Below are 25,742 nucleotides of genomic sequence, written 5' to 3'. Positions count from 1 at the left end.
CGGCGGCAGGACGCACGACCCGCACAGCACGCACCACGGGGGAGGACCTTCCGCACATGACGACCAGCACCACGCCCCGCCCGCCGGAACCCGCGCGGGCCCCGGACGGGCCCGTCCTCGGCCGGGGCTACGCCGAGGACCGGGAGGCCACCGTCGCCTTCCTCGCCCGGACCGAGGACGCGCTGCGCGCGGCGGGCCAGGACCGGGCGGCCACGGCCGGGACGCACACGGCGGCCCGCCGGGCCCGCAGGCGGTTCATGGAACACCACGCCGCCGCCCTCTACGCCGAACTGACCACCGGGTACCGGGAGTTCCTGCGGCTGGACGATCTCGCCGCCCGGACCCGCGAGCTGGTCCCCGGACTCGTACCGACCAAGAGCCAGGCCGAGGAGGAGCGGCGCAGGCCGCAGCGCGACAAGGAGGGCCGGGAGACCGACCACGGGATCTTCTTCTGGGGCCTGCTGCGGGACGACACGGCCGGACCGCACCTGATGGAGGCCATGCGCAGGCCGACCCCCAGGGCCTTGGCCGCACTGCCCGCCTTCCGGGCCACCGGCCGCGCCGACCTCGGGCTCGTCACCGTGGAGCGCCGGGGCGACACCGGGGAGGTCACGGTCGACAACGCCCGCTTCCTCAACGCCGAGGACGACCTGCTGGTCGCCGTCCTGGAGACGGCCGTCGACCTGGTGCTGCTCGACGACGCGGTCCGGGTCGGCGTGATGCGCGGGGCGCCCATGACCCACCCGCGCTACGCGGGGCGGCGGGTGTTCAGCGCGGGCATCAACCTCACCCGCCTCCACCAGGGCGAGATCTCCCTCATCGACTTCTTCCTCGACCGCGAACTCGGCTACATCAACAAGATCTTCCGCGGGCTGAGCGTCCCGGACACCGGCGCCGACTGGCTCGCGGAACCCGTCGAGAAGCCCTGGATCGCCGCCGTCGACACCTTCGCGATCGGCGGCGGCGCGCAGATCCTGCTCGTCTTCGACCGGGTGATCGCCGCCGACGACGCCTACGTCACCCTCCCCGCCCTGCGCGAGGGGATCATCCCGGGCGCGGCCAACCTCCGGCTGCCCCGGGCGGTCGGCAACCGGCTCGCCCGGCAGGCGATCTTCGCCGACCGGCGGATCGAGGCGGCCTCCCCCGAGGGGCGGCTGCTGTGCGACGAGACGGTCCCGGCCGGCCGGCTGACGGAGGCGGTCGCCGCGGCGGCGGCCGAACTGGCCAACCCGGCCGTCGTCAGCAACCGGCGGGTGCTGCACGCCCACGAGGAGCCCGAGGACGAGTTCCGGCGCTACATGGCGACGTACGCCGTGGAGCAGTGCCGCCGTCTCACCAGCGACGACCTGGTGGAGAACCTGGAACGCACCTGGATATCGAGGAAGCGATGACCCACGACACCCTTCCGGGCGCCCTGCCCAGCCGCACGATGTACCAGTGGTTCGAGCAGTCCGCCCTGCGGCTGCCGGACCAGCCCGCCCTGGAGGTCGGCGACACGGTCCTGACCTACGCCGAACTGCGCCGCCTCGCCCTCGTCCTGGCCGCCCGGATCGTGCGCAAGCACGGCGGGCCCCCGGAGAGGGTCGCCCTGGCCGCCGCCCGCTCGGTCGGCGCGTACGCCGGATACCTGGCGATCCAGCGGCTCGGCGCGGCCGTGGTCCCGCTCAACCCGGACCACCCCGCGCAGCGCAACCTGGACATCGCGCAGCGCGCCGGGGTCACCGTGGCGCTCGTCGGGGACCGGGCCACCGGCCTCTTCGGCGCGCTCCCCGAACGCCACCGGCCCACGGTGCTGGAGCTGGCCGACGACGAGCGCGCCGACCCCGCACTGCTGGAGGCGGCGCTCCAGGAGACGCTGCCGCCGGCCCCCGAGGACCTGGACCGCGAGGCGTACCTGCTGTTCACCTCGGGCTCCACCGGCCAGCCCAAGGGGGTGCCGATCCGCCACCGGCACTTCTCCCCGTACCTGGAACACAACATCCCGCGCTACGCGATCGGCCCCGGCAGCCGCCTCTCCCAGGTCTTCGGCCTCACCTTCGACGCGCACGCCTTCGACCTCTTCGCGACCTGGGGCGGCGGCGGCACCCTGGTGGTCCCCTCGGCGGCCGACCTCTACGCGCCGGTCGACTTCATCACCGCGCGGAAGCTGACCCACTGGTTCTCGGTGCCGTCGGTGATCCGCGAGGCCCAACGGCTCGGCACCCTCCCCCTGGGGCGCTGCACCACCCTCAGGTACAGCATGTTCGGGGCCGAGTCGGTCACCGTCCAGCACGTCGCGCTGTGGCGGGAAGTGGCCCCCCACTCCGAGATCCACAACATGTACGGCCCGACCGAGGTGGCCATCTGCTGCGCCGACCACCAGGTGGAGGGGGACCGTTCGGCCTGGGACGGGTTCACCGGCGGGACGGTCCCGATCGGCACGATGTACCCGGGCATGGAGGGCGTCCTGCTCGACGAGGACGGCCGCGAGGCCGGCGAGGGCGAGCTGTGCGTCCGGGGCCCGCAGCGGTTCGACGGCTACCTCGACCCGCGCGAGAACACCGGCCGCTTCCTCGGCTACGAGCACGGCGGCCCGGTCACCGTGTACGACGGCACCGGCCCCCTCACCGCCCGCCACTGGTACCGCACCGGCGACCGCGTCCGCCGCGAGAAGGGGCTCATGGTCCACTGCGGCCGCCTCGACCAGCAGGTCAAGATCCGCGGCCACCGGGTGGAGACCGGCGAGGTGGAGGCGGTCGTGCGCCGCCACCCCGCGGTGGCCGACGTCGCGGTGATCGCGCTGCCCACGGCGGACGGCGAGACGGAGCTCGTCGCCGCCTACGCGGGCCGGGAGGTGGACCCGGCCCGGTTCGACGCCTGGCTGCGCGACCAGATCCCGCTGCACATGGTGCCCGCCCGGCTCACCCGGCTGGAGGGTCTGCCGCTCAACGACAACGGAAAGACGGACCGCAACGCCCTGGCGCGGATCCTCGGCACCCCGGAGGGGTCATGACTGACACGGCAGCGGTGACGGACCTCGCATCCCGGCTGGCGTGGTGGCGGGAGCACCTCGCGGACCTGGAACCGCTGGAACTGCCCACCGACCGCCCGCGCCCGGCACTCCGCCCACCGGGCACCGCCCGCCACACCCGCACCGTGGAGCCCGGCACGGCGGAGGGTCTGCGCAAGGCCGCCGCCGGTTACGGCGCGCCGCTGCCGGTGCTGCTGCTCGCCGCCTACCAGCTGCTGCTGGGCCGCTGGAGCCGCCGCCGGGACGTGGCCGTCGGCGTCCCCCTGGCGGGACACCTCACCGTCGTACGGACCGACGTGGCGGCGGCGGCCTTCGGGGAGCTGGTGGACCGGGCCGCCGCGGCGCTCCGCGACGCACGGGCCCACCAGGGCACCCCCTTCCCGGAGCTGGCCGCCGCCCTCGCCCCGGACCCCGACCACAGCCACCACCCGCTGGTCCAGGCCCTGTTCGCGGCCTCCGACGACCCTCAGGCGCCCCTCGCCGGGGACTGCCCGCCGGACCTGGTCCTGGTCCACGAGGACGACGGGGCCGGGCTGCGCCTCCATCTCCGCCACAGCACCGCGCTCTTCGATGCGGCCACCGCCGAACGGTTCACCGCCAACCTCCTCACCCTGCTCACCGCCGTCACCGAGGACCCCGCGGCCGCACCCGGCGACCTCGACATCCTCGACGCGGCCGAGCGCCGACGCCTGCTCACCGCTTGGGGCACCCGCCCGGCCGCCTTCCCGGCCGGACCCCAGGTCGCCGCACTGGTGGCCGAGCAGGCGGCCCGTACCCCCGACGCGGTCGCCGTCGTCTTCGGCGGCGAGGAGATCACCTACGCCGCCCTCGACGCCCGCGCCGGTCGGCTCGCCCACCACCTGCGGTCGTTGGGGGCAGGCCCCGACGTCCCGGTCGGCGTCTGCCTGGAGCGCGGGCCGGAGCTGATCGTGTCGCTGCTCGCGGTGCTGACGGCGGGCGCGGCCTATGTCCCGCTCGACCCCGAACACCCCGTCGACCGGCTCGACTTCGTCCTCCGCGACACCGCCGCACCCATCGTCGTCACCCAGGAGTCCCTGCGCGGGCGGCTGACCGCCGAGGGCCGGACGCTGGTCGCCGTGGACACCGACCGGGAGACGATCGCCGCCGCCGAGGCCACCGCACCCGCGCCCCCGGCCGGGCCGGACCACCTCGCGTACGTCCTCTACACCTCCGGGTCCACCGGCACCCCCAAGGGCGTCGCCGTGACCCTCGGCTCGCTCACCGGCCTGCTGCACGGGATGCGGGAGATCTTCCCCGCCCCCACGAGCGACCGGGTGCTCTTCACCACCTCGGCGACCTTCGACATCGCGGCCGTGGAGATGTTCCTGCCGCTGGTCACCGGCGGCCGGATCATCGGCGCCGACCGGGAGCAGGTCCACACGCCCGCCGCCCTCGCCGCCCTCGTCGACCGGCACGACGTCACCCTCGTCCAGGCCACCCCGTCCGCCTGGCGCCCCCTCCTGGACGCCCTCGGCGACCGCCCCGAGCCGCGCGGGCTGACCGTCTTCACCGCCGGGGAGGCGCTCCCCGCCGACCTGGCCGCGCGGATGCTGCGCGCCGGACGCCGGGTCGTCAACGGCTACGGCCCCACCGAGATCACGGTCTACGCGACGACCGCCGAGATCCGCGACGCGTCCGGCCCGGTCCCGATCGGCCGCCCCACCCCCAACACCGAGGTGTACGTGGTGGACGGGACGGACCGGCCGGTGCCCGTGGGCGTACCGGGCGAACTCCTCATCGGGGGACGGGGCGTGGCCCGCGGCTACCTGGGCCGCCCGGACCTCACCGGGGAACGGTTCACCCCGCACCCCTTCCCTGCCCTCGCGGGGGACGAGGCCCGCGTCTACCGCACCGGGGACCTGGTGCGGTGGCTGCCGGACGGGAACCTGGAGTTCCTGGGGCGCCTGGACCACCAGGTCAAGGTCCGCGGCTTCCGCATCGAACCGGGCGAGATCGAGGCGGCGTTGCTGGCCCACCCGGACGTGGACGCCTGTGTGGTCGCCGTCCGCGAGGACGTCCCCGGCGCCCTCCCCGGCGAGAAGGCGCTCGTCGCGTACTGCGTGCCCGCCGCGGGCCGCACCCCCGGTACGGGCGACCTGCGCGCCTGGTGCGGGCGGGGGCTGCCCGGCTACATGGTGCCCGGCGCGTTCGTCCTCCTGGACAGGCTGCCCCTGACCACCAGCGGTAAGACCGACCGCTCCGCGCTGCCCGCCCCGGACGGCGAACGCACCGGCCTGGAAACCGCGTTCGTCGCCCCCCGCACCCCAGCCGAACGGGCCGTGGCCCGGGTCTGGGCGGACGCGCTGTGGGCCGACGAGGTCGGCGCCCACGACGACTTCTTCGAGCTGGGCGGCGACTCGCTGACCGCGACCCGGGCGGCGCTGCGGCTCCAGGAGGAGTTCGGCCTGGAGATCCCGGTCCGGACGCTGTTCACCTGCTCGACCGTCGAGGCGCTCGCCCGTGCCCTGACCACGGCGCGCCGCGCCGGTGGATTCCCCGCCCCCGGAACCGACCCCGGAAGTGAGGTCACCCCGTGAGTGACACGCCACTGCTGCTCGTCGTCTACGACACCGGGAGCCTCGCCCCGACCCGGCTGGCCGAGGCCGCCCGGGACCTCGGCTGCTCGCTGGTCTTCGTGACCGCCGGGACCGACCACGCCCGGGAGATGATCCCCACCCTGGAGACGGCCGGCTCCGTGGTGGACGCGGCGGGCCGCACCGAGGCGGAGCTGGTGGCCGAGCTGGGCGCGCTCGGCCCGGCGGGCATCATCACCTTCAGCGAGTTCCAGATCGGCCTGACCGTGCGGCTCGCCGCCGCGCTCGGCCTGCGCTACCACCGGCCCGCCGACGTGGACGCGATCACCCACAAGGACCTCCAGCGGCAGCGGTTCGCCGAGGCGGGCGTCGACAGCGTCCGCTTCCGTACGGTCACCGACGCCGGACAGGCCGACGAGGCGATCGCGCACGTCGGGCTGCCCGCCATCATCAAGCCGGTGATCGGCGCCTCCAGCCGCAACACCCAGGCCGTCACCACCCCCGAGGAGTGCCACGCGGCCCTCGCCGCGCTGTTCTCCGGCGACGACGGCCCCGCCGAGAGCGCCGTGATGCTGGAGGAGCTGCTGATCGGCCGCCCCACCCCGGCCCCCTGGGGCGACTACATCGCGGTCGACTGCGTCGCCGACGGCGACGACGTCCGCCCGGTCTTCGTGACCAGCAAGTTCGCCCTGGCCGCGCCCTTCCGGGAACGCGGCGGCTACGGCGGCCTCTCCGTCGTCCCGCGGGAGGAGGAGCGCGCGGTACGGGAGCTGGCGTGCCGGGCGGTCCGCGCCCTGAACATCCACGGCGTCGCCGACGTCGAGATCAAGCTGACCGCCGACGGCCCCCGGGTCATCGAGGTCAACGGCCGCCTCGGCGCCTGGGTCGACGACCTCGCCGTCCGCTCCGGCACCTCCGACCCGGCCTCCGTCGCCCTCGCCGCCGCGCTCGGCCTCCCGTACGAGACGCCCGGGATCAAGCGGGAGGGCCCGATCGCCTTCCACTACCTGATCGTGCCCCCCGCCGGGGCCCGGAAGGTCGCCGCCATCCGCAACGTCACCGCCCTGCGCCGCCTGCCCGGCGTGGACCGGGTCACCGTCCTCGCCGAACCGGGCGCCCCCGCCGACTGGCGGATCGGCGCCCGCGGCAACACGGCGGCCGTCACCGGCTCCGCCGCCACCCACCGGGAACTGGCCGCGACCGTCGCCGCCATCGAGAACGTGGACTGGATCACCTATGAGTGAGTTCGTCATCTTCGACCTGGACGGCGTCCTGGTCGACACCCAGGACGCCGAGAACGGCGGACTCGCTCATGTCGGCGAGCTGATGGGCCTGAGCCTGGACAAGGAGCGACGCGACGAGCTGTTCTCGGGCAAGAAGATGCAGGAGTGCCTCGATCTCATGGCCGAGATCACCGGCACCCCGCCGCCCGAGGGGGCCATGGCGCTCGCCCGCGCCAGGTGCGACGAGCTGATCGGCCCCCGGCTGGAGCCCATCGAGGGCACCGCCCACGCCCTGGAGCGGCTGAGCGCCGCCGGCACCGGGATGTGCGTCGCCTCCAACAGCCCGCCCGGGATCATGGCGGACCGCCTCGGCAAGGCGGGCGTCCTGCACCACTTCGAGGGCCGCCTGTTCTCCGCGTACGACATCGGGGTGTGGAAACCGGACCCGGGGCTGTTCCTGTGGGCGGCCGCCGAGTGCGGGGCCGCCGTGGCCGACTGCGTCGTCGTCGAGGACAGCCCGGTCGGCGTGGACGCCGGGCTCGGCGCCGGGATGCGGGTCCTCCAGTACACCGCCGACCCGGCCACCGGCCCGCACCGCGACGGGGTGCGCACCTTCGCCTCGCTGCGCGAACTGCCCGGCCTGATCCGCTCCGCGCACCACCTCACGGCCCCCGCCCGCTACGCCAGCGCCCACCCCGGAGGTACCGCATGAACCCGTCCCGCAGAATCATGGTCCTCGGAGCGGGCGACCTCGGCCGCCGCGTCTTCCACGAACTGGCCCACACCACCCGCGAGCGCCACGTCCAGCTCGTGGGCCGGGACGAGGAGGTGGCGCTGCGCGCGGCCAACCTCACCCGCTTCAGCGCCCTCCAGCGCGGGTTCACCCCCACGGTCGGCCACGCCTGTACGGACCTCACCGACGTGGCCCGCACCGCCGAGCGCATCGCGGCCTTCGCCCCCGACATCGTCTTCCTCGCCGCCAGCTACCAGTCCTGGTGGGTGATCTCCACCCTGGAGGCGGCCGCCTTCCAGCGCGTGTACGCCGCCAACTACGGCCCCTGGCTGCCGATGCACCTGGTCCCCGTGATGAAGGCCATGGAGGCCGTGCGGCTCTCCGGCACCGAGGCGCTGATCGTCAACGCCGCCTACCCGGACGCCGTGCACCCGGCGCTCGCCGCGGTCGGCCTCTCGCCCGACATCGGTATCGGCAACGTCGCCAACAACGTGCCCGGCATCACCGCGGCCGCCGCCGACGAGCTGGGCCGCTCCACCGCCGACGTGCAGGTGCGGCTCGTCGCCCACCACTACGTCTCGCACCGCCTCTCCCGCCACGGCGACAGCGGCCCGGCCGCCATGGGCCTCGGCATCCGGCTGGACGGCCGCGACGTGACGGCCGAACTGGACACCGCCGCGCTGCTGCGCCGCCTGCCCGCCCAGTACCGCCGCACCGGGGGCCTGGCGGGCCAGACCATGACGGCGGCCTCCGCCCTCAGCGTGCTGGAGCCGCTGGCCGACGGGCGGGACGCGGTGGTCCACGCGCCCGGCGTGGACGGGGCGCTGGGCGGCTGCCCGGTGGCGATCGAGTCCGGCAAGTTCCGCGTGCTGCTGCCGGACGGCATGACGGACGAACAGGCCCACGCGATCAACGTCTCGGGTCAGGCCCAGGACGGCATCCGGGAGATACGCGCGGACGGAACGGTCCTCTTCGAGCCCGCCTCGATGGCGGTGATGACCGAGGAACTGGGCTACGACTGCCCGGAGATGAGACTGTCGGAGGCGGAGGACCGGGCCCGCGAGATCGCCGAACGCTTCGCGGAGTACCGCACCCGCACGACAACCTGACACCCCGGCACCCCGGTCGGCGGCCCGGCACCCCTGGCGAACGCCCGACACCCCCGGTGAAGGGTCCGACCGACCCTGACGTACGCCGGACACCCGACGAGAGGAACTCGAACACCGTGAAGCTGCTGCTGCTCGGCGGAACGGGCTTCGGGGGCCGCGCGGTCGCCGAAGCCGCCCGCGACCGGGGCTGGGAGGTCACCGTCCTGCACCGGGGCGAGCACCCGCCCCCGCCCGGCGTCCGGGCCCTGCACGGCGACCGCACCGCCCCGGACGGCCTGGCCGCCCTCGCCACCGGCGAGTGGGACGCGGCCGTCGACACCTGGTCGGCCGCCCCCACGGTCGTCCGCGACGCGGCCCGCCTCCTCGCCGCCCGGACCGGCCGCTACGCGTTCGTCTCCAGCCGCTCCGTGTACGCCTGGCCCGCCCCGGCGGGGCTGGACGAGTTCGGCCCGCTCGCCGAGGGGGACCCGGACGCCGCGGCGAGCGACTTCGCGGCGGACAAGCGGGGCTCCGAGCTGGCCGTGCTCCGGGAGTTCGGCGAGGACCGCACCCTGCTCGTCCGCCCCGGCCTGATCCTCGGCCCGCACGAGACGCCCGGCCGCCTGACCTGGTGGCTGGACCGCGTGGCGCGGGGCGGCCGGGTGCTGGCCCCCGGCCCGCGCGACACCCCCATCCAGTACGTCGACGCCCGCGACCTCGCCGACTGGCTCCTGGACGCCCTGACGACGGGCCTGCACGGCCCGTACAACCTGGTCGGCCCCCCGGACCGGACGACGATGGGCGACCTGCTGGACGCCTGCGTCAGGGCCACCGGCTCCCCGGCCGAGCTGCGGTGGACCTCCCCGGAGGCCGTCGCGGCGGCGGGCCTGGAAGGCTGGAGCGACCTGCCCCTGTGGGCCCCGCCCGGCAGCGAACTCCACGCGGCCATCCACGCGGGCGACGTCACCCGCGCCCTCGCCACGGGCCTGCGCTGCCGCCCGCTCCAGGACACGGTCGCCGACACCTGGTCCTGGCGCCGCTCCCTGCCCGAGGGCACCACCCCGCCCCTGGCGGACGGCCTGTCCGCGGAGCGGGAGAAGGAGGTGCTGGCGGAGCTGGGGTGAAGGGGACGGGCGCGGCCCCGGTGCGCCGCCGCCCTGAGGGCGAAGCGCCTGCGGAGCGGGGACGCGCCCTGCCAGAATCGGGTCCACGCACGCCCCGGGGGGTATCGGGCGCGTGCTCCGACCTGTAGGGGGGTCCGTTCCATGACTGTCACACCCGCTGTCCCCGGCCAGCCGCCGAGCCGGAGCATCTACGACTGCGACGCGGCACACCGCAGCCCGCTGCGCTCCGACTACGAACGGGTCTTCGCCTCCGGCCTCATCGCGCTCGACACCAACGTCCTGCTCAATCTCTACCGTTCGAACGAGAGCACCCGCCGGGACACCCTCGCCGCCCTCGGCAAGCTCCGTGACCGCCTGTGGATCCCGCACCAGGTGATCACGGAGTTCTGGCGCAACCGCGAGTCGCCGACCGTGCGCCACCACCACGCGACCAAGGCCAGGGAGGCGGGCCGCGCGCTCGACAAGGCGGTGGACGCGGCCCGTTCGGCGGTGGCGACCTGGGTCAACGCCGTCCAGCTCAAGGACGACGAGGACGTCGGGCGGAGCACCGCGGAGGAACTGGCCGAGCTGACCGGGGCCGCCGAGCGGCTGAAGACGTTCATCGAGGCGCAGGCGGAGAGCGACGCGCTCACGGAGACCGCCACCACCCACACCGACCCGGTGCTCAAGGCCCTGGAGCCGCTGCTGCACGGCCGGATCGGCGAGCCGCTGTCGCTGGACGCCCACGACCGGGCGGTCAAGGAGGCCCAGGAGCGGGCCGAGGAGGAGATCCCGCCGGGATACGAGGACTTCCGTACCAAGGAACCCGAACTGGCCGCCGGTGACTACCTCGTGTGGACCCAGCTCATGGCGGAGGCCGGGCGCCGCGGGGAGGACGTCCTGCTCGTCACGGGTGACGTCAAGAAGGACTGGTGGACCCACCGCGGCTACGACATCCCGCCCCGCCCCCGCGCGGAACTCCTCCTGGAGATGCGGGACCGCGCCGGGGTGGAGCTCTACATGGTCACCCCGGGGGAGCTGCTGCGCTGGGCCAAGGAGCTGCTCGACCTGAAGGTGGACGACGGCTCGGTCCGTGACCTGGAGCAGCTGGGCGAGGTCTCGGCCGGCGAGGCGGCGGAGGACAGCGCCTGGACCGCGGAGGCCCTGGAGTTCTTCATGGACACGCTCCTGTCGCGCTACCCCTCCCGGGTCAAGGCGATCGTCGCCGCCGCGGCGAACGGCGGCTTCGTGGACCGGGAGACGGTGTACGCCCTGGCCGGATACGAACCGACCCGCAGTCTCCGCGGCTTCACCCAGCCGATCGGAACCCTCTCCCGCGACCTCCAGTCGCTCGGGGTGCTGACCGGCCGGGAGCCGTTCCTGCTCACCACCGTCTACGGGCACGCCATCGACCCGTCCTGGGCGAAGGGCTTCCGCATCCCCGACGAGGTGGTCCCGCTGATCCGCGACCTGTACGAGGACGACGACCCGGGGCCCGCGGAGACCGCTGCCACCGCCGGGAACGCCGCGCCCTAGCGGCGCCCCGGACGCATCAGGCCCCGGACGCATCCGGGGCCTGGACGGACCTGGGCCCGGCCGGACCGGGGCCCGGACGGCCGGGGCGGCCCGGTCAGCCCTCGGCCGGGGCCACGCCGATCGGGCAGGAGACGCCCGTGCCGCCGATCCCGCAGTAGCCGCCGGGGTTCTTGTCCAGGTACTGCTGGTGGTACGCCTCCGCGGGCCAGAACGGGCGGCCGTCGGCGGGCAGGATCTCCGTGGTGATCTCCCGGTGGCCCGAGGCCGTCAGGACCTTCTGGTAGGCCTCGCGGGAGGCGTCGGCGGCGGCCGCCTGGGCGGGGGAGTGGGTGTAGACCGCGGAGCGGTACTGGGTGCCCACGTCGTTGCCCTGGCGGAAGCCCTGGGTCGGGTTGTGCGACTCCCAGAACAGCTTCAGCAGCTGCTCGTAGGAGACGACCGCCGGGTCGAAGACCACGCGCACGGCCTCGGTGTGCCCGGTCAGGCCCGAGCAGGCCTCCTCGTACGTGGGGTTCTCCGTGTAGCCGCCCTGGTAGCCGACGAGCGTCGTCCAGACGCCCTCGGTCTGCCAGAACTTCCGCTCCGCGCCCCAGAAACAGCCGAGCGCGAAGTCCGCCACCTCCAGGCCCTCCGGATACGGCCCCACCAGCGGGTTGCCGAGGACGGTGTGGCGGGAGGGGACGGTGAACTCGGGCACGGGGCGGCCGCGCAGGGCCTGCTCCGGGGTGGGGAGCACGGGGGTGCGGTGGTTAAGGAACATGCTGGGCTCCTCCGGGGGCCGGGGTTCGCTGCGTACGACCGGGGGGTCGGGGTTCGTCTGCTTGGCGGCGCCACGTACAACGTCGGGGTTCGCCACGTACAACGTCGGGGTTCGTCACGGACGACGTCCGGGTTCGCCTCGTACAACAAAGCCGCCCGCGCGTGGATTCCGGGCGAGAGCGGGACGTCTCACTGCGGCAGCGTCGCCGGGGAGCCGCCGTTCGCCTCGTAGCCCGCCACCGCCAGCGCCCGGTAGACCGTGTACTGCGCGGCCGGGTCCTCCTCCGCCGTCCAGGGCAGGGCGCCGACGTGGCCGTCGACGCGGACCAGCTGGTGCATCGCCTCCGACCAGCGCTCCATGTGCACCAGGAACATCACCAGCAGATGCCGGACGTGGGCGAGCATCGGATCGCCCTCGCGGGCCGCGTGCACCGCGAACATCGCGCCCTCCACCGCCCGCGTCACCACCTGGCCGCGGTAGAAGCCCTGCACCAGGTTGACCTCCGGCAGGTGCTCGTACACCGCGAACAGCGGCAGCGCCGCCAGCAGCGAGCCCTGCGGGGCGCGGGCGGCGGCCGCCGTGGCGAAGGCGTCGGCGTCCTTGCGGGAGCCGTGCCACCGCTCGGAGTGGAAGTGCAGGGCCGCGATGTGCGCGCCCATGTGCGCCGGGGCCCGGTCGATGATCTTCGCCCACAGCTGGTCGAACTGCTCGGGGGTGTAGCCCAGCCCCCGGGCCACCGCCAGCTCCACGATGTACGGCACGGGGTCGCCGGGCGCCAGCAGGGCCGCCTCGCCGCTCACCGTACGGGCCTCCTCCAGGATGACCCGGAAGTCCTCGCTCCCCGCCGACGAGGAGCGCCACGCCTGCTGCACCAGGAACTCCGCGTGCACCGCCGCACCGCCCGCGTCCTTCGGGGACTCCGCGCGCCACTTCCGCAGCCACGCCCCGCCCTCGCCCGGCCGCCGCGCCAGCTCCAGCGAGGCCGCGCCCGCGAAGGCCTGGACGCGCTGCCAGCGCACCTCGCCCTCCTTCGGCGTCCCGGCCAGCAGCTGGGAGGCGGCCCGCCACTCCTGGGTCGCCTGCACGACGTCGAGCACGTCCAGGAGGTCCTGGTCGGGACCGGGCATCCGGACGTCCAGCTCCTCCTGGCGTGCGAAGCCGTAGGTGTCGGGGTCGGCGGCGTCCGGCGAGCCCGGTTCGACCTGGCGGATACCGCCGCGCCGGCGCATCGCCCAGGGGAGCACCACCGCGGCGAGCATGCACATCGCGAGCAGGAACAACAGAATCTCCATGCCCCCATTGTCCCCGCTGCCGCGAGTGGCCGGTAAGGGCCCTCGGGACGAACTACGCTCGGGGCCATGAGCGACCAGCACAGCTTCGAGACCCTCGCGATCCACGCGGGCAACACCGCCGATCCCCTCACCGGCGCCGTGGTCCCGCCCATCTACCAGGTGTCCACGTACAAGCAGGACGGTGTGGGCGGGCTGCGCGGCGGCTACGAGTACAGCCGCAGCGCCAACCCCACCCGGACCGCCCTGGAGGAGAACCTCGCGGCCCTGGAAGGCGGCCGCCGCGGTCTCGCCTTCGCCTCCGGTCTCGCCGCCGAGGACTGCCTCCTGCGGACGCTGCTGACCCCCGGCGACCACGTGGTCATCCCGAACGACGCCTACGGCGGCACGTTCCGGCTGTTCGCGAAGGTCGCCGCGCGCTGGGGCGTGGAGTTCTCGGTCGCCGACACCTCGGACGTGACGGCGGTACGGGCCGCGCTCACCCCGCGTACCAAGGCGGTCTGGGTGGAGACCCCGTCCAACCCGCTGCTCGGCATCACCGACATCGCCGCCGTCGCCCAGGTCGCCCGCCAGGCCGGGGCCCGCCTCGTCGTCGACAACACCTTCGCCTCGCCCTACCTCCAGCAGCCCCTGGCCCTCGGCGCGGACGTCGTCGTGCACTCCACCACCAAGTACATGGGCGGCCACTCCGACGTCGTCGGCGGCGCGCTGGTCACCGACGACCCGGAGCTGGCCGAGGAGCTGGCCTACCACCAGAACGCCATGGGCGCGGTCGCCGGTCCCTTCGACGCCTGGCTGGTGCTGCGCGGGATCAAGACGCTGGCCGTCCGCATGGACCGGCACACCGAGAACGCCACCAAGGTCGCCGACCTGCTGACCCGCCACCCCAAGGTCTCCCACGTCCTCTACCCGGGACTGCCCGAGCACCCCGGCCACGAGGTCGCCGCCAAGCAGATGAAGGCCTTCGGCGGCATGGTCTCCTTCCGCGTCGCGGGCGGCGAGGAGGCGGCGGTCGAGGTCTGCGACCGGGCGAAGCTGTTCACGCTGGGCGAGTCACTCGGTGGGGTGGAATCGCTGATCGAGCACCCCGGACGGATGACGCACGCCTCCGTCGCGGGCTCCCTCCTGGAGGTCCCCGCCGACCTGGTCCGCGTCTCCGTCGGCATCGAGAACGCCGACGACCTGATCGCCGACCTCACCCAGGCCCTGGGCTGACCGACGGACCGACTGCCCGGTCGGCCGGTCTGTCGGCCGACCGGCGAGGGGCCGGGCCCGCCCGCTCAAGGCACCCGGCCCCTCGCGGTCCGGCCGCGGACCGACGCCACCGGGCCCCCGACCCGGCGGGGCCGGGCCCACGTGCCGAGGCCCCGGCCCCTCAAGGCTCCCGCCTCTCACCACCGCTCCAGCGGCGGCGTCACCCGGGCCGGTTCCCGGTCCCACGGTTGTTCGGCCCCCGCCCACACCAGGAACACCGCGAGCGCCGCCGCCAGCAGCCAGCCCGTCGTACGGTGCACCGCCCGGCGCAGCCGCAGCCGCCGCCCGCCCCGCCGGGCGGCCCGCGCCGCCAGGTCCGGCGACAGCGCCGGATGCGGGCCGTCCAGCATCCGGCGCACCTGCTCCGTCCGGGAGTCCGGCCGCGGCGGCCGGTCGGTGTTCACGACGCCCTCCGCCGCGGGCCCACCGGCCCGGCGGAACCGCGCGACCCGGGTGAGCGCAGGGCCGCCACCGAGCGGGCGCACACCGCGCGGACCCGGTCGGCCGGGAGCCCGAGCAGCGCCGCCGTCTGCTCCTCGCCGACCTCCTCGTACACCCGCAGCACCAGCACCAGCCGCTCCACGGGCGTCAGCCGCCCCAGCACCCCGCCGCGCGAGCGGCGGTGGCGGCGGGCCTCCCGGGCGAACCGCAGGGCCAGCTCCCGGCGGGCCAGGTCGTAGGGGTCCCCGCCGCCCGCCCGGCTCCAGCCGGCGTACGTGCGCGCCAGCGCCGCGCACAGCAGCCGCTCGGCCCGTGCGTACGCGCCCGGCGGCTCGGGGGGCTCGGCGGTCAGCAGGGTCGCGGTGTGCAGCAGACGGCCGCCCGCGCCCGCCACGAAGGCCTCGAACTCCCGGGCGCGGAGCCGGTCCCGGTGCTCGGCCCGCTCGCTCATGTCCTCATCCGAGCCCCGGCGCACCGCCCGGGTCAAGAGTCTCGACAGCCTCGGCGGCACCGGACTCCGGGCCTACGGGTGGCGTCAGTCGGACTGCTGGGGCTGGTAGGCGGCCTGCCGGGCCGCGAGCGAGGCGTTGAACCGGGTCAGCAGGGTGCAGAAGGTGTCCCGCTCGTCCTGCGACCAGCCGTCCGTGACCTGCGACATCAGCTCACGCCGGGAGGCGCGCACCTCGTTGAGGCGGGCCTGTCCGCGCGGCGAGAGCTGGAGCACCACGGCCCGGCCGTCCTCCGGGTGCGAGGTCCGCTTGACCAGGCCGGTGTCGACGAGCGGGGCCACCTGCCGGGTCACCGTCGAGGAGTCGATACCCATCCCGGCCGCCAGCGCCTTGACGCCCATCGGGCCTTCCTTGTCCAGCCGGTTCAGCAGCAGATAGGCCGCCCGGTCCATGGAGTTGCGGACCTGGCCGACACCGCCGAGACGGGTCTGTTCGGCGCGGCGGGCGAAGACCGCCACCTGGTGCTGGAGCGAGTCCAGCAGGTGGTCGGGGCCCGGGTGTTCGGGGACGGCGCCCCCGGAAGGAGACGCAGCAGTCGTCATGTCCTGAGGGGGCATGGCCGGGGGCTCTCTTCATTGCGGTGTCGGATGGGTGGGGGACAGAGTACGCGGCCCCGGGGCAACGCGTACCAGTGCCGCACAAACCTGCGGACACCCCCGCAGGCCCCATGAGACACGTCCGCCGCGCCCCGTCCGAGCTGCGAGACTTGCCGCCATGAGCTTCCGCGCGACCGCCCCTCACCCGGCCCTGATCCTCGACGATGTCCGGGGCGCGCAGAAAATGCTGAGCGGCGTCGCACGGGTGACCGCCCTGGAGGGCAGCCGCCACCTCAGCGAGCTGGTCGGCGCCCCGGTCCACCTCAAGTGCGAGAACCTCCAGCGCACCGGCTCCTTCAAACTGCGCGGCGCGTACATCCGGATCTCCGGCCTCACCCCGGTGGAGCGGGCGGCCGGGGTGGTCGCCGCCAGCGCCGGGAACCACGCCCAGGGCGTCGCCCTCGCCTCCTCCCTCCTCGGCGTGCGCTCCACCGTCTTCATGCCGGTCGGCGCGCCCCTGCCGAAGGTCGCCGCGACCCGGGAGTACGGGGCCGAGGTGCGGCTGCACGGCCAGTTCGTCGACGAGACGCTCGCCGCCGCCCAGGAGTACGCGGACCGTACCGGTGCGGTCTTCATCCACCCCTTCGACCACCCCGACATCATCGCGGGCCAGGGCACCGTCGGGCTGGAGATCCTGGAGCAGTGCCCGGAGGTCCGCACCATCGTCGTCGGCCTCGGCGGCGGCGGTCTCGCGGCGGGCATCGCCGTCGCGGTGAAGGCGCTGCGCCCCGACGTCCGGATCGTCGGCGTCCAGGCCGAGGGGGCCGCCGCCTACCCGCCCTCGCTGGCCGCCGGGCACCCCGTCTCCCTCGACGCCCCGGCCACCATGGCCGACGGGATCAAGGTGGGCCGCCCCGGCGACGTGACGTACGGGCTGGTCGAGGAGTTGGTGGACGAGGTCCGCACGGTCACCGAGGACGAGCTGTCCAGCGCCCTGCTGCTCTGCCTGGAGCGGGCCAAGCTGGTCGTCGAGCCGGCCGGGGCCAGCCCGGTCGCCGCGCTGCTCAGCGACCCGGGGGCGTTCCGGGGCCCGGTGGTGGCCCTGCTGTCGGGCGGCAACGTGGACCCGCTGCTGATGCAGCGCGTCCTGCGGCACGGGATGTCCGCGGCGGGCCGCTACCTGAGCCTGCGGGTGCGGCTCACCGACCGTCCGGGCGCCCTGGCCGCGCTGCTCGCCGCGCTGACGGTGGCCGACGCGAACGTCCTCGACATCAGCCATGTGCGCACCGACCCGCGGCTGGGGCTGACCGAGGCGGAGGTCGACCTGTATCTGGAGACCAAGGGCCCGGAGCACTGCGCGGAGGTGGAGGCGGCGCTGCGGGCGGAGGGCTACCGGGTGATGGGCTGAGAGCCCGGCGCACACCGGCGGCCCACCAGGGCCCCTTCCCACCGGAGGCTCAGGGCCTCCTCCCGCCGGCCGCCCCGGGGCATGCTCCCCCCGGCCGTTCCGGGGGCTGCCCGCAGCGGCCGTTCCGGTCCCGTCGTCGATTCACCCGGTTGATTCACCCTGTTCATTCACCTTTATTCACCGCGCGGTGAAGCCCGGCGAATCCTAGGATCGCCTCATCAAGCCACGTACCGGCGAAGCCATCCGCGAACGACGGGGGAAACCTTTCATGCCAGGTGCGATCCATGCCGAGGGACTGGTGAAGTCCTTCGGCGACGTACGAGCCCTGGACGGCGTCGACCTCGACGTCCCCGAGGGCACCGTCCTCGGCCTGCTCGGCCCCAACGGGGCGGGCAAGACGACCGCCGTCCGGGTCCTGACCACCCTCCTGCGCCCCGACAGCGGCAGCGCGTCGGTGGCCGGGATCGACGTGCTGGCCAAGCCCAACGAGGTACGGCGCTCGATCGGGCTCTCCGGGCAGTTCGCCGCGGTCGACGAATACCTGACCGGCCGGGAGAACCTCCAGATGGTCGGGCAGCTCTACCAGATGAGCGGCCGGGCCGCGAAGGCCCGCGCGGGGGAACTGCTGGAGCGGTTCAACCTCGCCGACGCCGCCGACCGCACCGCCAAGACGTACTCCGGCGGGATGCGCCGCCGCCTGGACCTCGCGGCCGCCCTGGTCGTCTCGCCGCCGGTGATGTTCATGGACGAGCCGACGACCGGGCTCGACCCGCGCAACCGGCAGCAGCTGTGGGACGTCATCGAGGACCTGGTCGCGGGCGGTACGACGCTGCTGCTGACCACGCAGTACCTGGAGGAGGCCGACCGCCTCGCCCACGACATCTGCGTCATCGACCGGGGCAAGGTCATCGCCCGCGGCACCTCCGACGAGCTGAAGGCCCGCACCGGCGGCGAGCGCGTCGAGGTCGTCGTGCACCGCCCCGACGAGATCGAGGCCGCCCGGTCCGTGCTGACCTCCCTGGGCAAGGGCGAGGTCACCGTCGTCCAGCTCTCCCGCAAGCTCACCGTCCCGGTGAGCGGCGGGGCGAAGCTGCTGGCCGAGATCATCCGTGAACTGGACGCGCGAGGGGTGGAGATCGACGACATCGCCCTGCGCCGTCCCACCCTGGACGACGTCTTCCTCTCCCTCACCGGCCACGCGGCCGAGGCCGACGGCGCCGAGGACCACGACGACAAGGAGGACACCCGGTGAGCGTCACCGCCAAGGACGTCCCGGCGCTGGCCCCCCGCCCCGCCGGCGGTGTGGTCCAGTCCGTCCGGGACTCCCTCGTCGTCGCCAAGCGCAACCTCATCCGGATGACCAGGATTCCGGAGATGATCCTCTTCGGGGTCATCCAGCCGGTGATGTTCGTCGTCCTGTTCACCTACGTCTTCGGCGGCTCGATCAGCATTCCGGGGGCCGGGGTCAGCAAGGCGGCCTACACGGAGTTCCTGATGGCCGGGATCTTCGCGCAGACGGTCACCTTCGCCACGGCCGGCGCGGGCGCGGGCATCGCCGACGACATGCACAAGGGGCTCATCGACCGGTTCCGGTCGCTGCCGATGGCCCGCGGCGCCGTACTCACCGGCCGCACGCTGGCGGACCTGGTCCAGACGGCCATCACGCTGGCCGTACTGGCGGTCGTCGCCCTGATCGTCGGGTGGCGCACGCACGAGAACATCGGCAAGGTGCTCGCGGGCTTCGCCCTGCTCCTGCTGCTCGGCTACGCGTTCACCTGGATCGGCGCCCTGATCGGGCTCTCGGTGCGCACCCCGGAGGCGGCGACCTCGGGCGGACTGATCTGGCTCTTCCCGCTGACGTTCATCTCGAACGCGTTCGTGCCCGTCAACGGGATGCCGAAGTTCCTCCAGTACGTGGCCGAGTGGAACCCCTTCAGCGCCACGGTCCAGGCCGCGCGCGAACTGTTCGGCAACACGATCCCCGGCGGACCGAAGTCCGTGACGGGAGCCTGGCCGATGGAGCACCCCGTCTGGGCCTCGCTCATCTGGTCCGTGCTGATCATCCTGGTCTTCCGCACCCTCGCGGTGCGCAAGTACCGCAAGGCGAGCGGCTGAGCGGACCATCCGTACACGCGGGGGCCCCGCCCTTCAGGAAGGGCGGGGCCCCCGCGTGGTCACGTCGTGACGGGCCGGGCGTCAGCCCGTGTACGGCTTCGCCGCCAGGATCTTCACCGTGGCGGTCCTGCCGTTCGGCAGCTCGTACTCCGCGTTCTCACCGGTCCGCTTGCCGTTCACGCCGATGCCGAGCGGGGACTGCGGGGAGTACGTCTCGATCTCCGTACTGGCGTACTCACGGGAGGCGAGCAGGAAGGTCGTGGTGTCGTCCTCGTCGCCGTCGAAGGCGATCGTGACGACCATGCCGGGCTCGACCACACCGTCGTCGGCCGGTGCCTCGCCGACCTTCGCGTGCTCCAGGAGCTGGGTCAGCTGGCGGACCCGCAGCTCCATCTTGCCCTGCTCCTCCTTGGCCGCGTGGTACCCGCCGTTCTCCCGGAGGTCACCCTCCTCACGGGCCGCCGCGATCTTGACGGCGATCTCCGTGCGCGCGGGACCAGACAGGTGCTCCAGCTCGGCCTTGAGCTGGTTGTACGCCTCCTGCGTGAGCCAGGTGACGTTTTCGCTGGTCTGAGTCACAGGTGCTCCTCGTCGGTACTGGGATTGCTGGGATTGCCGGCTGACTGGACTGCCGGCACGTTCTGGGAAGTGCCGGGAAGACAAAGCAACGCCCTACCCTGAAGCATGTGCCTCTGCGGGTGGGCGAAACCACGAGCCTAACAATTCCGCAGGAAAAGGGGGAGAAGGTAACGGTCCCCACGCCCACGTGGCCCCTCGGGCCGGGCGTCTTCGCAGGTCAGCGCCGGTATGACCGGATCAGTTCGCCGGGCCGTCGTCGGCGGTGCACCCCATCGGCTCGACGGCGGTCGCCCGGGACCGCGTCACGACGCTGAACACCTCGTCGACCCGCTCCTCGGGCCCGTCGAAGCGGACCTCCTTGCGGCCCACCTCGGCGCCGTCCTCGCTCAGCGCCCGCACCACGCAGTAACCATGCCCCTCGCGGTCCTTGCGGACCTCCAGGTGGACGTCGGCGCGGGTGTCGGAGACGACCTTGAACTTGATCATCTCGCCGCTGATGCCCTGACCGCCCACGTAGTCGAAGCCGATCCAGCCGACCACGCCGAGCAGGGCCACGCCCAGGATCGATCCGACGATCTTCAGCTTGCGGTCCGCACGCTGGTCCGCGGTGCGGCCGTACCGCCCCTCGGGCGTCGTCTGGCGAACCGCCGTCATGATCGTTCCCTTCGGGTCGGGCATCGAGGAATTTTCCGGCCCCTCGGTCAGTCACTATAGAAGTCGTCCGCCCGCCGCCCGACCGCGCCCCATACCGACGTCGCGGGCCGGCACCTCGTCGACAGAGACCTTCTTCGACAGACACCGGACCGACCAGAGCGACCGAATGACTGAGGATCGAGCTTTGACTGAGCAGCTGCGACTGATGGCCGTTCACGCCCACCCCGACGACGAGTCGAGCAAGGGCGCGGCCACCATGGCCAAGTACGTGTCCGAGGGGGTGGACGTGCTGGTCGTGACCTGCACAGGCGGCGAGCGCGGCTCCATCCTCAACCCGAAGCTCCAGGGCGACGCGTACATCGAGAAGAACATCCACGAGGTGCGCAAGAAGGAGATGGACGAGGCCCGGGAGATCCTGGGCGTGAAGCAGGAGTGGCTCGGCTTCGTCGACTCCGGGCTGCCCGAGGGCGACCCGCTGCCGCCGCTGCCCGAGGGCTGCTTCGCCCTGGAGGACCCCGAGGTGGCCGCCGGGCGCCTGGTGGCGAAGATCCGCGCGTTCCGCCCGCAGGTCATCACCACGTACGACGAGAACGGGGGCTACCCGCACCCCGACCACATCATGACGCACACGATCTCGATGATCGCGTTCGACGGCGCGGCCGACGCGGAGAGGTTCCCCGAGGAGGAGTTCGGCCCCCTCTGGCAGCCGCAGAAGCTCTACTACAACCAGGGCTTCAACCGGCCGCGCACCGTAGCCCTGCACGAGGCGCTGCTCGCCCGGGGCATGGAGTCCCCCTACGGCGAGTGGCTGGAGCGGTGGAAGGAGTTCGAGCGCGTCGAACGCACCCTGACCACGCACGTTCCCTGCGACGAGTTCTTCGAGATCCGCGACAAGGCGCTGATCGCGCACGCCACCCAGATCGACCCCGAGGGCGGCTGGTTCCGGGTCCCGATGGAGATCCAGCGCGAGGTCTGGCCGACCGAGGAGTACGAGCTGGCGAAGTCCGTGGTCGATACCTCCCTCCCCGAGAGCGACCTCTTCGCGGGCATCCGCGACAATGCCTGATATGTACGCGACCCAGGCACTGACGCACCTCGTCCCGCTCGCCGCCGAAGAGCTCGACAAGAACAAGGTCACCCCCGGCGTCCTCGGCTTCCTCGTCTTCGCCGCGCTCGCCGTCGGCGTGTGGGCGCTGATGAAGTCGATGAACCGCCACATGGGCCGGGTGAACTTCGAGGAGGCCCCCGACCCGGACGCGGCGAAGCCCGCGACCACCGGGGACCGGGCGGCCACGCCCGGCAAGTAGCGCACCGGCCCCGCGCGCACGGACGGACGGCCCTACGGGAGGGGCGGGGTGCCCGGCGTCACCGCCGGACCCCCCGCTTCCGTACGGACGTCTCCCGCTTCCGTACGGACGTCCTTCGCTTCCGTACGGACGTCCCCGGGGCGTGCGCCACCGCGGGCGCGACCGGGACGGCACCGGACGCACATGCCCGGTGCGCACGTACCTGCGAGGTGCGTGCGCACCGGGGCGCGGCCCGTCACGAGCCCGCAGTCACCCCCGCGACCCCGGCCACGCCCATGATCTGGCCCGCCCGGCGGGTCGGGGTCAGGCCCAGGCGCCAGGCCTGCCAGCCGTCCTCCAGGTCGACGCCCCGCTCCAGTGCCACCGCGAACGCCGCCGCCGACTGCTCCAGCTTGGTGTCCCGGGCCGGGTGCCGGGCCTCGATCAGCTCGGCCAGCTCCTGCTGGGCGACCACCGTGCCCACCTCGCTGCCCCCGGGCGAGGCGTACGGCAGCAGCGTGCAGCGCAGGAAGCGGGTCCAGTCGCGGCCCCGCTCGTCCCCGTACGAGGTGAACAGCTCCTCCGCCTCACCGCACAGCTCCAGCGCCTGCGGGGCGCGCCCGTTGCCCGCGTCGATCACCGCCAGCTCCACGCACGCCCACGCCTGGCCGTAGGGCACCTTGATCCGCCGGAAATCGGCGCGCGCGTCCATGAGCAACTGCCGGGCGAACCCCGAGTTGCGCAGGTTCCCCGTCCGGGCGGCCCGCTGGTCCCGGGTCACCCGGCCCGAGTGGTGCCGGGCGCACGCCAGCCCGTAGACGTCCCGCATCCGGGAGAACATCGTCCGGGCCCGCTCCAGCTCGCGCACCGCCTGATCGGTGTTCCCGTCGTCCTCCCAGGCCTGGCCCAGGTAGTAGTGGGTCCACGCCTCGCCGCGCGCGTCCTCGTTGTCCCGGTGCCGCTCCAGGGCGTCGCCCAGCTGCTCCAGCGCGGCGGCCGGGTCGCCGTCCACCATCCTGGCCCGCGCCAGCTGGGTGATCGCCCACGCCTCGCCGCGCCCGTCACGGGTGCGGCCGTACAGCTCCAGGGCGGTGCTCAGCGCCTCCTCGCCGGTGGCCACCTCGCCGACGCGCAGCCGGACCTGGCCCAGCTGGAACTGCGTCCAGGCCTCACCGTGCAGGGACTCGCCCTCGCGGTGCAGCCGCAGCGCGTCGTCCAGCAGCGCCAGGGCCCGCGGCAGGTCGCCCCGGTCGCGCTCCACGGCGGCCAGCGCGTGCAGCGTCCAGGCGCGGTCCTCGGCCTGCGCCGGGGAGGACTGGAGGGCCAGCGCCTCACCGAGCCGGGTGGCGGCCTCGGTGAGATTGCCCTGGTGGTGCAGGGTGATCCCGAGCGAACACAGGGCCAGCGCCTCGCCCGCGTCGTTCTGCGCCTCGTGGTAGAGCCCGACGACGGAGGACAGCGTGGTGCGGGCCTTGTCCAGCTCGCCCAGCTGCCGGGCCGCGATGCCCGTACGCCACTGGACCGAGCGCTCCAGCAGCCCCTGGTCGACGGCCTGGGTCAGCTCGCTGATCTCGCCCAGCCGGTACAGGTCGCCGCGCAGCAGGCAGTAGTCGCACAGCGCGCCCAGCAGATGCAGCACCGTGCCCTGGTCGACGCCCTCCGCGTGCCGCAGCGCGGAGGTGATGAAGCTGGACTCGTCGTCCAGCCAGCGCAACGCCGAGTCCAGCGACCCGAACCCGTGCGAACCGAACTGACCGGCCCGCGTCGACATCTTCCCGTCGACCATGCGGATCACCGCGTCGGCCAGCTCCGCGTAGTTCGTCAGCAGCCGCTCCTGCGCCGCCGTCCGCTCCGCAGGCTCCTCCTCGTCCAGCAGCCGGGCCAGCGCGAAGGCCCGCACCAGGTCGTGCAGCCGGTAGCGCGACCCCCGTACGCGGGTGAGCAGCCCGGCCCGCGCCAGCACCGTCAGCAGCCGGTCCGCCTCCTGCTCGTCCGCGGCGAGCAGCGAGGCCGCCGCGGCCGCCCCCAGACTCGCCCGGCCGGCCAGCGCGAGCCGCCGCAGCAACCGCCGCGCCTGATCGCCCTGGTCGGTGTAGCGCAGCCACAACGCCCGCTCCACCGGGGCCACCGGCCCGTAGGCGCCGAGATCCTCCGCCAGCGTGAGGCGGCTACGGGCCCCGAGCGCGGAACCGGCCACCCGCAGCGCCAGCGGCAGCCCGCCGCACAGCTCCACGATCCGGTCCGTCGACGGGTAGTCGTACGGCCCGCTCTCCTCCTCCTCGGCCACCTCGCGCAGCAACTCCTCCGCGCCCGCCGCGTCCAGCGGTCCGACCGGCAGGTGGTGCACCCGGGCCGCCAGGTCATCGGGCAGCTCCAGCGGCTGACGGGCGGTGACGATCACCAGGCTGTCCGAACGCTCCGGCACCAGGGTGCGCACCTGCCCGGCGTCCGTCGCGTCGTCCAGCACGATCGTGACCGGGGTGCCGGTGAGGTGCTGGTGGTACAGCTCGGAGAGCCGCCGCACCTGCTGCTCGGGCGACGCGCCCTCCCGGAACAGCAACTGCTCGCGCGGCGCGCCCAGCCGGTTCAGCAGATGGAGCAGGGCGTCCCGGGTCGGCAGCGGGTCCTCCCCGGCCACCTCGCCCCGCAGATCGACCACGCACGCGCCCCGGAACTGGTCCTTGAGCGCATGGGCCGCCCGCACCGCGAGCGCCGTGCGCCCCGAGCCGGGCTCCCCGTGCAGAACGACGACGACGGGCCGGGTCTGCGTGGACGCGCGGGCCGCGTGCACCCACTGGGCGATCTGCGCCAGCTCCGCACGCCGCCCGGCGAACGGCCCCTCGGCCTGAGGGAGATGGCCGAAGGACTGCTCCAGCACCCCACGGGTCCGGGCCGCCGCGCTACGGTCGCCGCCCCGCAACTGCCGTACGACGGGGGCGTCCCGCTTCTTCGTGGTGCGGCTCTGCGGGGTCAGCATCCGCTGCTGGTCCAGATACGGGCGGATGCCCCGTACCTCCAGCGCGGTCAGCCACTGAAGCCTCAACTGCTCGGCCCCGCCCGGCTGTCCGGCCGCAGCGGCCCGGCGGTGGGCGGCGGGCCAGTGCGACGCGGTCACCTTCGCCACGGTCGTCGCCGCCCCGGCCGCCGCGACGACCGCGCCCGCGCCGAACGCCAGGCCCGTGCCCGCACCCAGCGCCACATCGGCGGTGAACGCCGCGGCCGCGGCGACTCCCGTCACCAGCAGGGGCGTTCCCAGCGCCTCCCGCGTGAAGCGCTCCGCCAGCGGACGCTCTCCCGCCGCCGCCGAGTCCAGCGCCCGGGTGTACGCGGCGTACTCCTCGTCCGCCCCCGCCGCCATGCTGTCCAACGCCGCCCGCGCCCGCGCCATCAGCGCCCCGGCATCCGCCCGCCCACCGGTGCGCCGCGCCTCCTCCTCCACGGCCCGCACCAACAGCCTCTCGGCTTCCGCGCGATGGCTGTCCCGCATATGTGTCCCCCTCCGGGAGCTGGTCCGTCCGACGACCCGAAGCGTCAGGCGCCAATGGTCAGCCTCAAGTGTCCTGCGTACAGCCCTCCGACGCGAGAGCGCTTCGCAAGGGCAGGGCCAAGAAGGGGCCTTGGTGGTGGGTCGGGCCGGTGCATGGCGCCCGCCGCGGCCACCCG

At 73.9% G+C, this 25,742-nt stretch carries 22 protein-coding genes; 14 read left to right on the top strand and 8 right to left on the bottom strand.

Annotated features, from left to right (window positions below):
• The first annotated feature begins 56 nt into the window (after positions 1–56).
• The 8 genes from ACIRRU_RS10970 to ACIRRU_RS10935 all read left to right on the top strand — a co-directional run bounded on the left by ACIRRU_RS10970 (position 57) and on the right by ACIRRU_RS10935 (position 11,248).
• Positions 57–1,391 (top strand): enoyl-CoA hydratase/isomerase family protein, encoded by a 1,335-nt coding sequence (locus ACIRRU_RS10970; protein ID WP_403678667.1) that lies wholly within the window; start codon positions 57–59, stop codon positions 1,389–1,391.
• Positions 1,388–2,992, top strand: coding sequence for an amino acid adenylation domain-containing protein (locus ACIRRU_RS10965; protein ID WP_403678665.1), 1,605 nt, complete (start codon positions 1,388–1,390; stop codon positions 2,990–2,992). The genes ACIRRU_RS10970 and ACIRRU_RS10965 overlap by 4 nt, the downstream gene beginning before the upstream one ends.
• Positions 2,989–5,568: an amino acid adenylation domain-containing protein gene (locus ACIRRU_RS10960; RefSeq protein WP_403678663.1), complete on the top strand. Its 2,580-nt coding sequence runs from the start codon at positions 2,989–2,991 to the stop codon at positions 5,566–5,568. The genes ACIRRU_RS10965 and ACIRRU_RS10960 overlap by 4 nt, the downstream gene beginning before the upstream one ends.
• A complete protein-coding gene (locus ACIRRU_RS10955) occupies positions 5,565–6,809 on the top strand; it encodes an acetyl-CoA carboxylase biotin carboxylase subunit family protein (RefSeq protein WP_403678661.1) in 1,245 nt (414 codons plus the stop codon). The genes ACIRRU_RS10960 and ACIRRU_RS10955 overlap by 4 nt, the downstream gene beginning before the upstream one ends.
• Positions 6,802–7,500 carry an HAD family hydrolase gene (locus ACIRRU_RS10950; protein WP_403678659.1) on the top strand — a complete coding sequence of 233 codons (699 nt, stop codon included), beginning with the start codon at positions 6,802–6,804 and terminating at the stop codon, positions 7,498–7,500. Before ACIRRU_RS10955 ends, ACIRRU_RS10950 begins: the two co-directional genes overlap by 8 nt.
• A complete protein-coding gene (locus ACIRRU_RS10945; protein ID WP_403678657.1) occupies positions 7,497–8,630 on the top strand; it encodes a hypothetical protein in 1,134 nt (377 codons plus the stop codon). Before ACIRRU_RS10950 ends, ACIRRU_RS10945 begins: the two co-directional genes overlap by 4 nt.
• A gap of 116 nt (positions 8,631–8,746) precedes the next feature.
• Positions 8,747–9,733, top strand: a complete 987-nt coding sequence (locus tag ACIRRU_RS10940) for an NAD-dependent epimerase/dehydratase family protein (protein WP_403678655.1) — start codon at positions 8,747–8,749, stop codon at positions 9,731–9,733.
• 141 nt (positions 9,734–9,874) lie between these two features.
• Positions 9,875–11,248, top strand: a complete 1,374-nt coding sequence (locus ACIRRU_RS10935; RefSeq protein ID WP_403678653.1) for a PIN-like domain-containing protein — start codon at positions 9,875–9,877, stop codon at positions 11,246–11,248.
• Between the two features lie 94 nt (positions 11,249–11,342).
• Here ACIRRU_RS10935 and msrA read toward each other — a convergent pair whose 3' ends face one another.
• On the bottom strand, positions 11,343–12,008 hold the full coding sequence (gene msrA, locus ACIRRU_RS10930; protein WP_403678652.1) for a peptide-methionine (S)-S-oxide reductase MsrA: 666 nt from the start codon (positions 12,006–12,008) through the stop codon (positions 11,343–11,345).
• Between the two features lie 188 nt (positions 12,009–12,196).
• Complete coding sequence (locus ACIRRU_RS10925) at positions 12,197–13,300, bottom strand: hypothetical protein (RefSeq protein ID WP_403678650.1); 1,104 nt, start codon at positions 13,298–13,300, stop codon at positions 12,197–12,199.
• A gap of 66 nt (positions 13,301–13,366) precedes the next feature.
• On the opposite strand from ACIRRU_RS10925, the gene ACIRRU_RS10920 reads away from it, so the two are divergent.
• Positions 13,367–14,512, top strand: coding sequence for a cystathionine gamma-synthase (locus tag ACIRRU_RS10920; RefSeq protein ID WP_363202894.1), 1,146 nt, complete (start codon positions 13,367–13,369; stop codon positions 14,510–14,512).
• Positions 14,513–14,688: 176 nt separating this feature from the next.
• Here the strand turns inward: ACIRRU_RS10920 and ACIRRU_RS10915 are convergent, their stop codons facing one another.
• The 3 genes from ACIRRU_RS10915 to ACIRRU_RS10905 all read right to left on the bottom strand — a co-directional run bounded on the left by ACIRRU_RS10915 (position 14,689) and on the right by ACIRRU_RS10905 (position 16,058).
• The gene (locus ACIRRU_RS10915; protein ID WP_403678752.1) at positions 14,689–14,901 is read right to left on the bottom strand and encodes a hypothetical protein; all 213 of its coding nucleotides are present in this window, start codon (positions 14,899–14,901) and stop codon (positions 14,689–14,691) included.
• 50 nt (positions 14,902–14,951) lie between these two features.
• Positions 14,952–15,443, bottom strand: coding sequence for a sigma factor-like helix-turn-helix DNA-binding protein (locus ACIRRU_RS10910; protein WP_403678648.1), 492 nt, complete (start codon positions 15,441–15,443; stop codon positions 14,952–14,954).
• An 84-nt stretch (positions 15,444–15,527) separates the two neighbouring features.
• On the bottom strand, positions 15,528–16,058 hold the full coding sequence (locus ACIRRU_RS10905; protein WP_403678646.1) for a MarR family winged helix-turn-helix transcriptional regulator: 531 nt from the start codon (positions 16,056–16,058) through the stop codon (positions 15,528–15,530).
• Between the two features lie 157 nt (positions 16,059–16,215).
• Here ACIRRU_RS10905 and ilvA point away from each other — a divergent pair, with 157 nt between their 5' ends.
• From ilvA to ACIRRU_RS10890, 3 genes are all read left to right on the top strand, one after another.
• Positions 16,216–17,445, top strand: a complete 1,230-nt coding sequence (ilvA, locus tag ACIRRU_RS10900; protein ID WP_403678644.1) for a threonine ammonia-lyase — start codon at positions 16,216–16,218, stop codon at positions 17,443–17,445.
• Between the two features lie 268 nt (positions 17,446–17,713).
• On the top strand, positions 17,714–18,697 hold the full coding sequence (locus tag ACIRRU_RS10895) for an ATP-binding cassette domain-containing protein (RefSeq protein ID WP_403678643.1): 984 nt from the start codon (positions 17,714–17,716) through the stop codon (positions 18,695–18,697).
• Complete coding sequence (locus tag ACIRRU_RS10890) at positions 18,694–19,560, top strand: ABC transporter permease (protein WP_403678642.1); 867 nt, start codon at positions 18,694–18,696, stop codon at positions 19,558–19,560. Before ACIRRU_RS10895 ends, ACIRRU_RS10890 begins: the two co-directional genes overlap by 4 nt.
• A gap of 81 nt (positions 19,561–19,641) precedes the next feature.
• Here ACIRRU_RS10890 and greA read toward each other — a convergent pair whose 3' ends face one another.
• Both greA and ACIRRU_RS10880 read right to left on the bottom strand, forming a co-directional pair.
• Positions 19,642–20,139, bottom strand: coding sequence for a transcription elongation factor GreA (gene greA / locus ACIRRU_RS10885; protein ID WP_363202888.1), 498 nt, complete (start codon positions 20,137–20,139; stop codon positions 19,642–19,644).
• A 237-nt stretch (positions 20,140–20,376) separates the two neighbouring features.
• Positions 20,377–20,793 carry a DUF4307 domain-containing protein gene (locus ACIRRU_RS10880; RefSeq protein WP_403678750.1) on the bottom strand — a complete coding sequence of 139 codons (417 nt, stop codon included), beginning with the start codon at positions 20,791–20,793 and terminating at the stop codon, positions 20,377–20,379.
• 184 nt (positions 20,794–20,977) lie between these two features.
• Here ACIRRU_RS10880 and mca point away from each other — a divergent pair, with 184 nt between their 5' ends.
• Together mca and ACIRRU_RS10870 are read left to right on the top strand one after the other, a co-directional pair.
• Entirely contained in the window at positions 20,978–21,859 is an 882-nt protein-coding gene (mca, locus tag ACIRRU_RS10875) for a mycothiol conjugate amidase Mca (RefSeq protein WP_363202887.1), read from the top strand.
• A 1-nt stretch (position 21,860) separates the two neighbouring features.
• Positions 21,861–22,100, top strand: coding sequence for a hypothetical protein (locus ACIRRU_RS10870; RefSeq protein ID WP_363202886.1), 240 nt, complete (start codon positions 21,861–21,863; stop codon positions 22,098–22,100).
• A 235-nt stretch (positions 22,101–22,335) separates the two neighbouring features.
• Here the strand turns inward: ACIRRU_RS10870 and ACIRRU_RS10865 are convergent, their stop codons facing one another.
• Positions 22,336–25,566, bottom strand: a complete 3,231-nt coding sequence (locus ACIRRU_RS10865; protein WP_403678639.1) for a tetratricopeptide repeat protein — start codon at positions 25,564–25,566, stop codon at positions 22,336–22,338.
• Positions 25,567–25,742: the final 176 nt, after the last annotated feature.

The organism is Streptomyces sp. NPDC101181 (genome assembly GCF_044767975.1).
GTDB lineage: Bacteria > Actinomycetota > Actinomycetes > Streptomycetales > Streptomycetaceae > Streptomyces.
Note: the sequence above shows the minus strand (reverse complement) of the source record. Positions and strands in the feature narration are given on the sequence as shown.

Bases quoted from the DNA above. Each gene is read 5' to 3' on its own strand.
- ACIRRU_RS10920 (WP_363202894.1), top strand. From the start codon at position 13,367: ATGAGCGACCAGCACAGCTTCGAGACCCTCGCGATCCACGCGGGCAAC.
- ACIRRU_RS10880 (WP_403678750.1), bottom strand. From the start codon at position 20,793: ATGACGGCGGTTCGCCAGACGACGCCCGAGGGGCGGTACGGCCGCACC.
- ACIRRU_RS10905 (WP_403678646.1), bottom strand. From the start codon at position 16,058: ATGCCCCCTCAGGACATGACGACTGCTGCGTCTCCTTCCGGGGGCGCC.
- ACIRRU_RS10910 (WP_403678648.1), bottom strand. From the start codon at position 15,443: ATGAGCGAGCGGGCCGAGCACCGGGACCGGCTCCGCGCCCGGGAGTTC.
- ACIRRU_RS10870 (WP_363202886.1), top strand. From the start codon at position 21,861: ATGTACGCGACCCAGGCACTGACGCACCTCGTCCCGCTCGCCGCCGAA.
- ACIRRU_RS10945 (WP_403678657.1), top strand. From the start codon at position 7,497: ATGAACCCGTCCCGCAGAATCATGGTCCTCGGAGCGGGCGACCTCGGC.
- ACIRRU_RS10895 (WP_403678643.1), top strand. From the start codon at position 17,714: ATGCCAGGTGCGATCCATGCCGAGGGACTGGTGAAGTCCTTCGGCGAC.
- ACIRRU_RS10950 (WP_403678659.1), top strand. From the start codon at position 6,802: ATGAGTGAGTTCGTCATCTTCGACCTGGACGGCGTCCTGGTCGACACC.
- ilvA (WP_403678644.1), top strand. From the start codon at position 16,216: ATGAGCTTCCGCGCGACCGCCCCTCACCCGGCCCTGATCCTCGACGAT.
- ACIRRU_RS10915 (WP_403678752.1), bottom strand. From the start codon at position 14,901: ATGCTGGACGGCCCGCATCCGGCGCTGTCGCCGGACCTGGCGGCGCGG.
- ACIRRU_RS10925 (WP_403678650.1), bottom strand. From the start codon at position 13,300: ATGGAGATTCTGTTGTTCCTGCTCGCGATGTGCATGCTCGCCGCGGTG.
- ACIRRU_RS10960 (WP_403678663.1), top strand. From the start codon at position 2,989: ATGACTGACACGGCAGCGGTGACGGACCTCGCATCCCGGCTGGCGTGG.
- ACIRRU_RS10865 (WP_403678639.1), bottom strand. From the start codon at position 25,566: ATGCGGGACAGCCATCGCGCGGAAGCCGAGAGGCTGTTGGTGCGGGCC.
- msrA (WP_403678652.1), bottom strand. From the start codon at position 12,008: ATGTTCCTTAACCACCGCACCCCCGTGCTCCCCACCCCGGAGCAGGCC.
- ACIRRU_RS10970 (WP_403678667.1), top strand. From the start codon at position 57: ATGACGACCAGCACCACGCCCCGCCCGCCGGAACCCGCGCGGGCCCCG.
- ACIRRU_RS10935 (WP_403678653.1), top strand. From the start codon at position 9,875: ATGACTGTCACACCCGCTGTCCCCGGCCAGCCGCCGAGCCGGAGCATC.
- ACIRRU_RS10965 (WP_403678665.1), top strand. From the start codon at position 1,388: ATGACCCACGACACCCTTCCGGGCGCCCTGCCCAGCCGCACGATGTAC.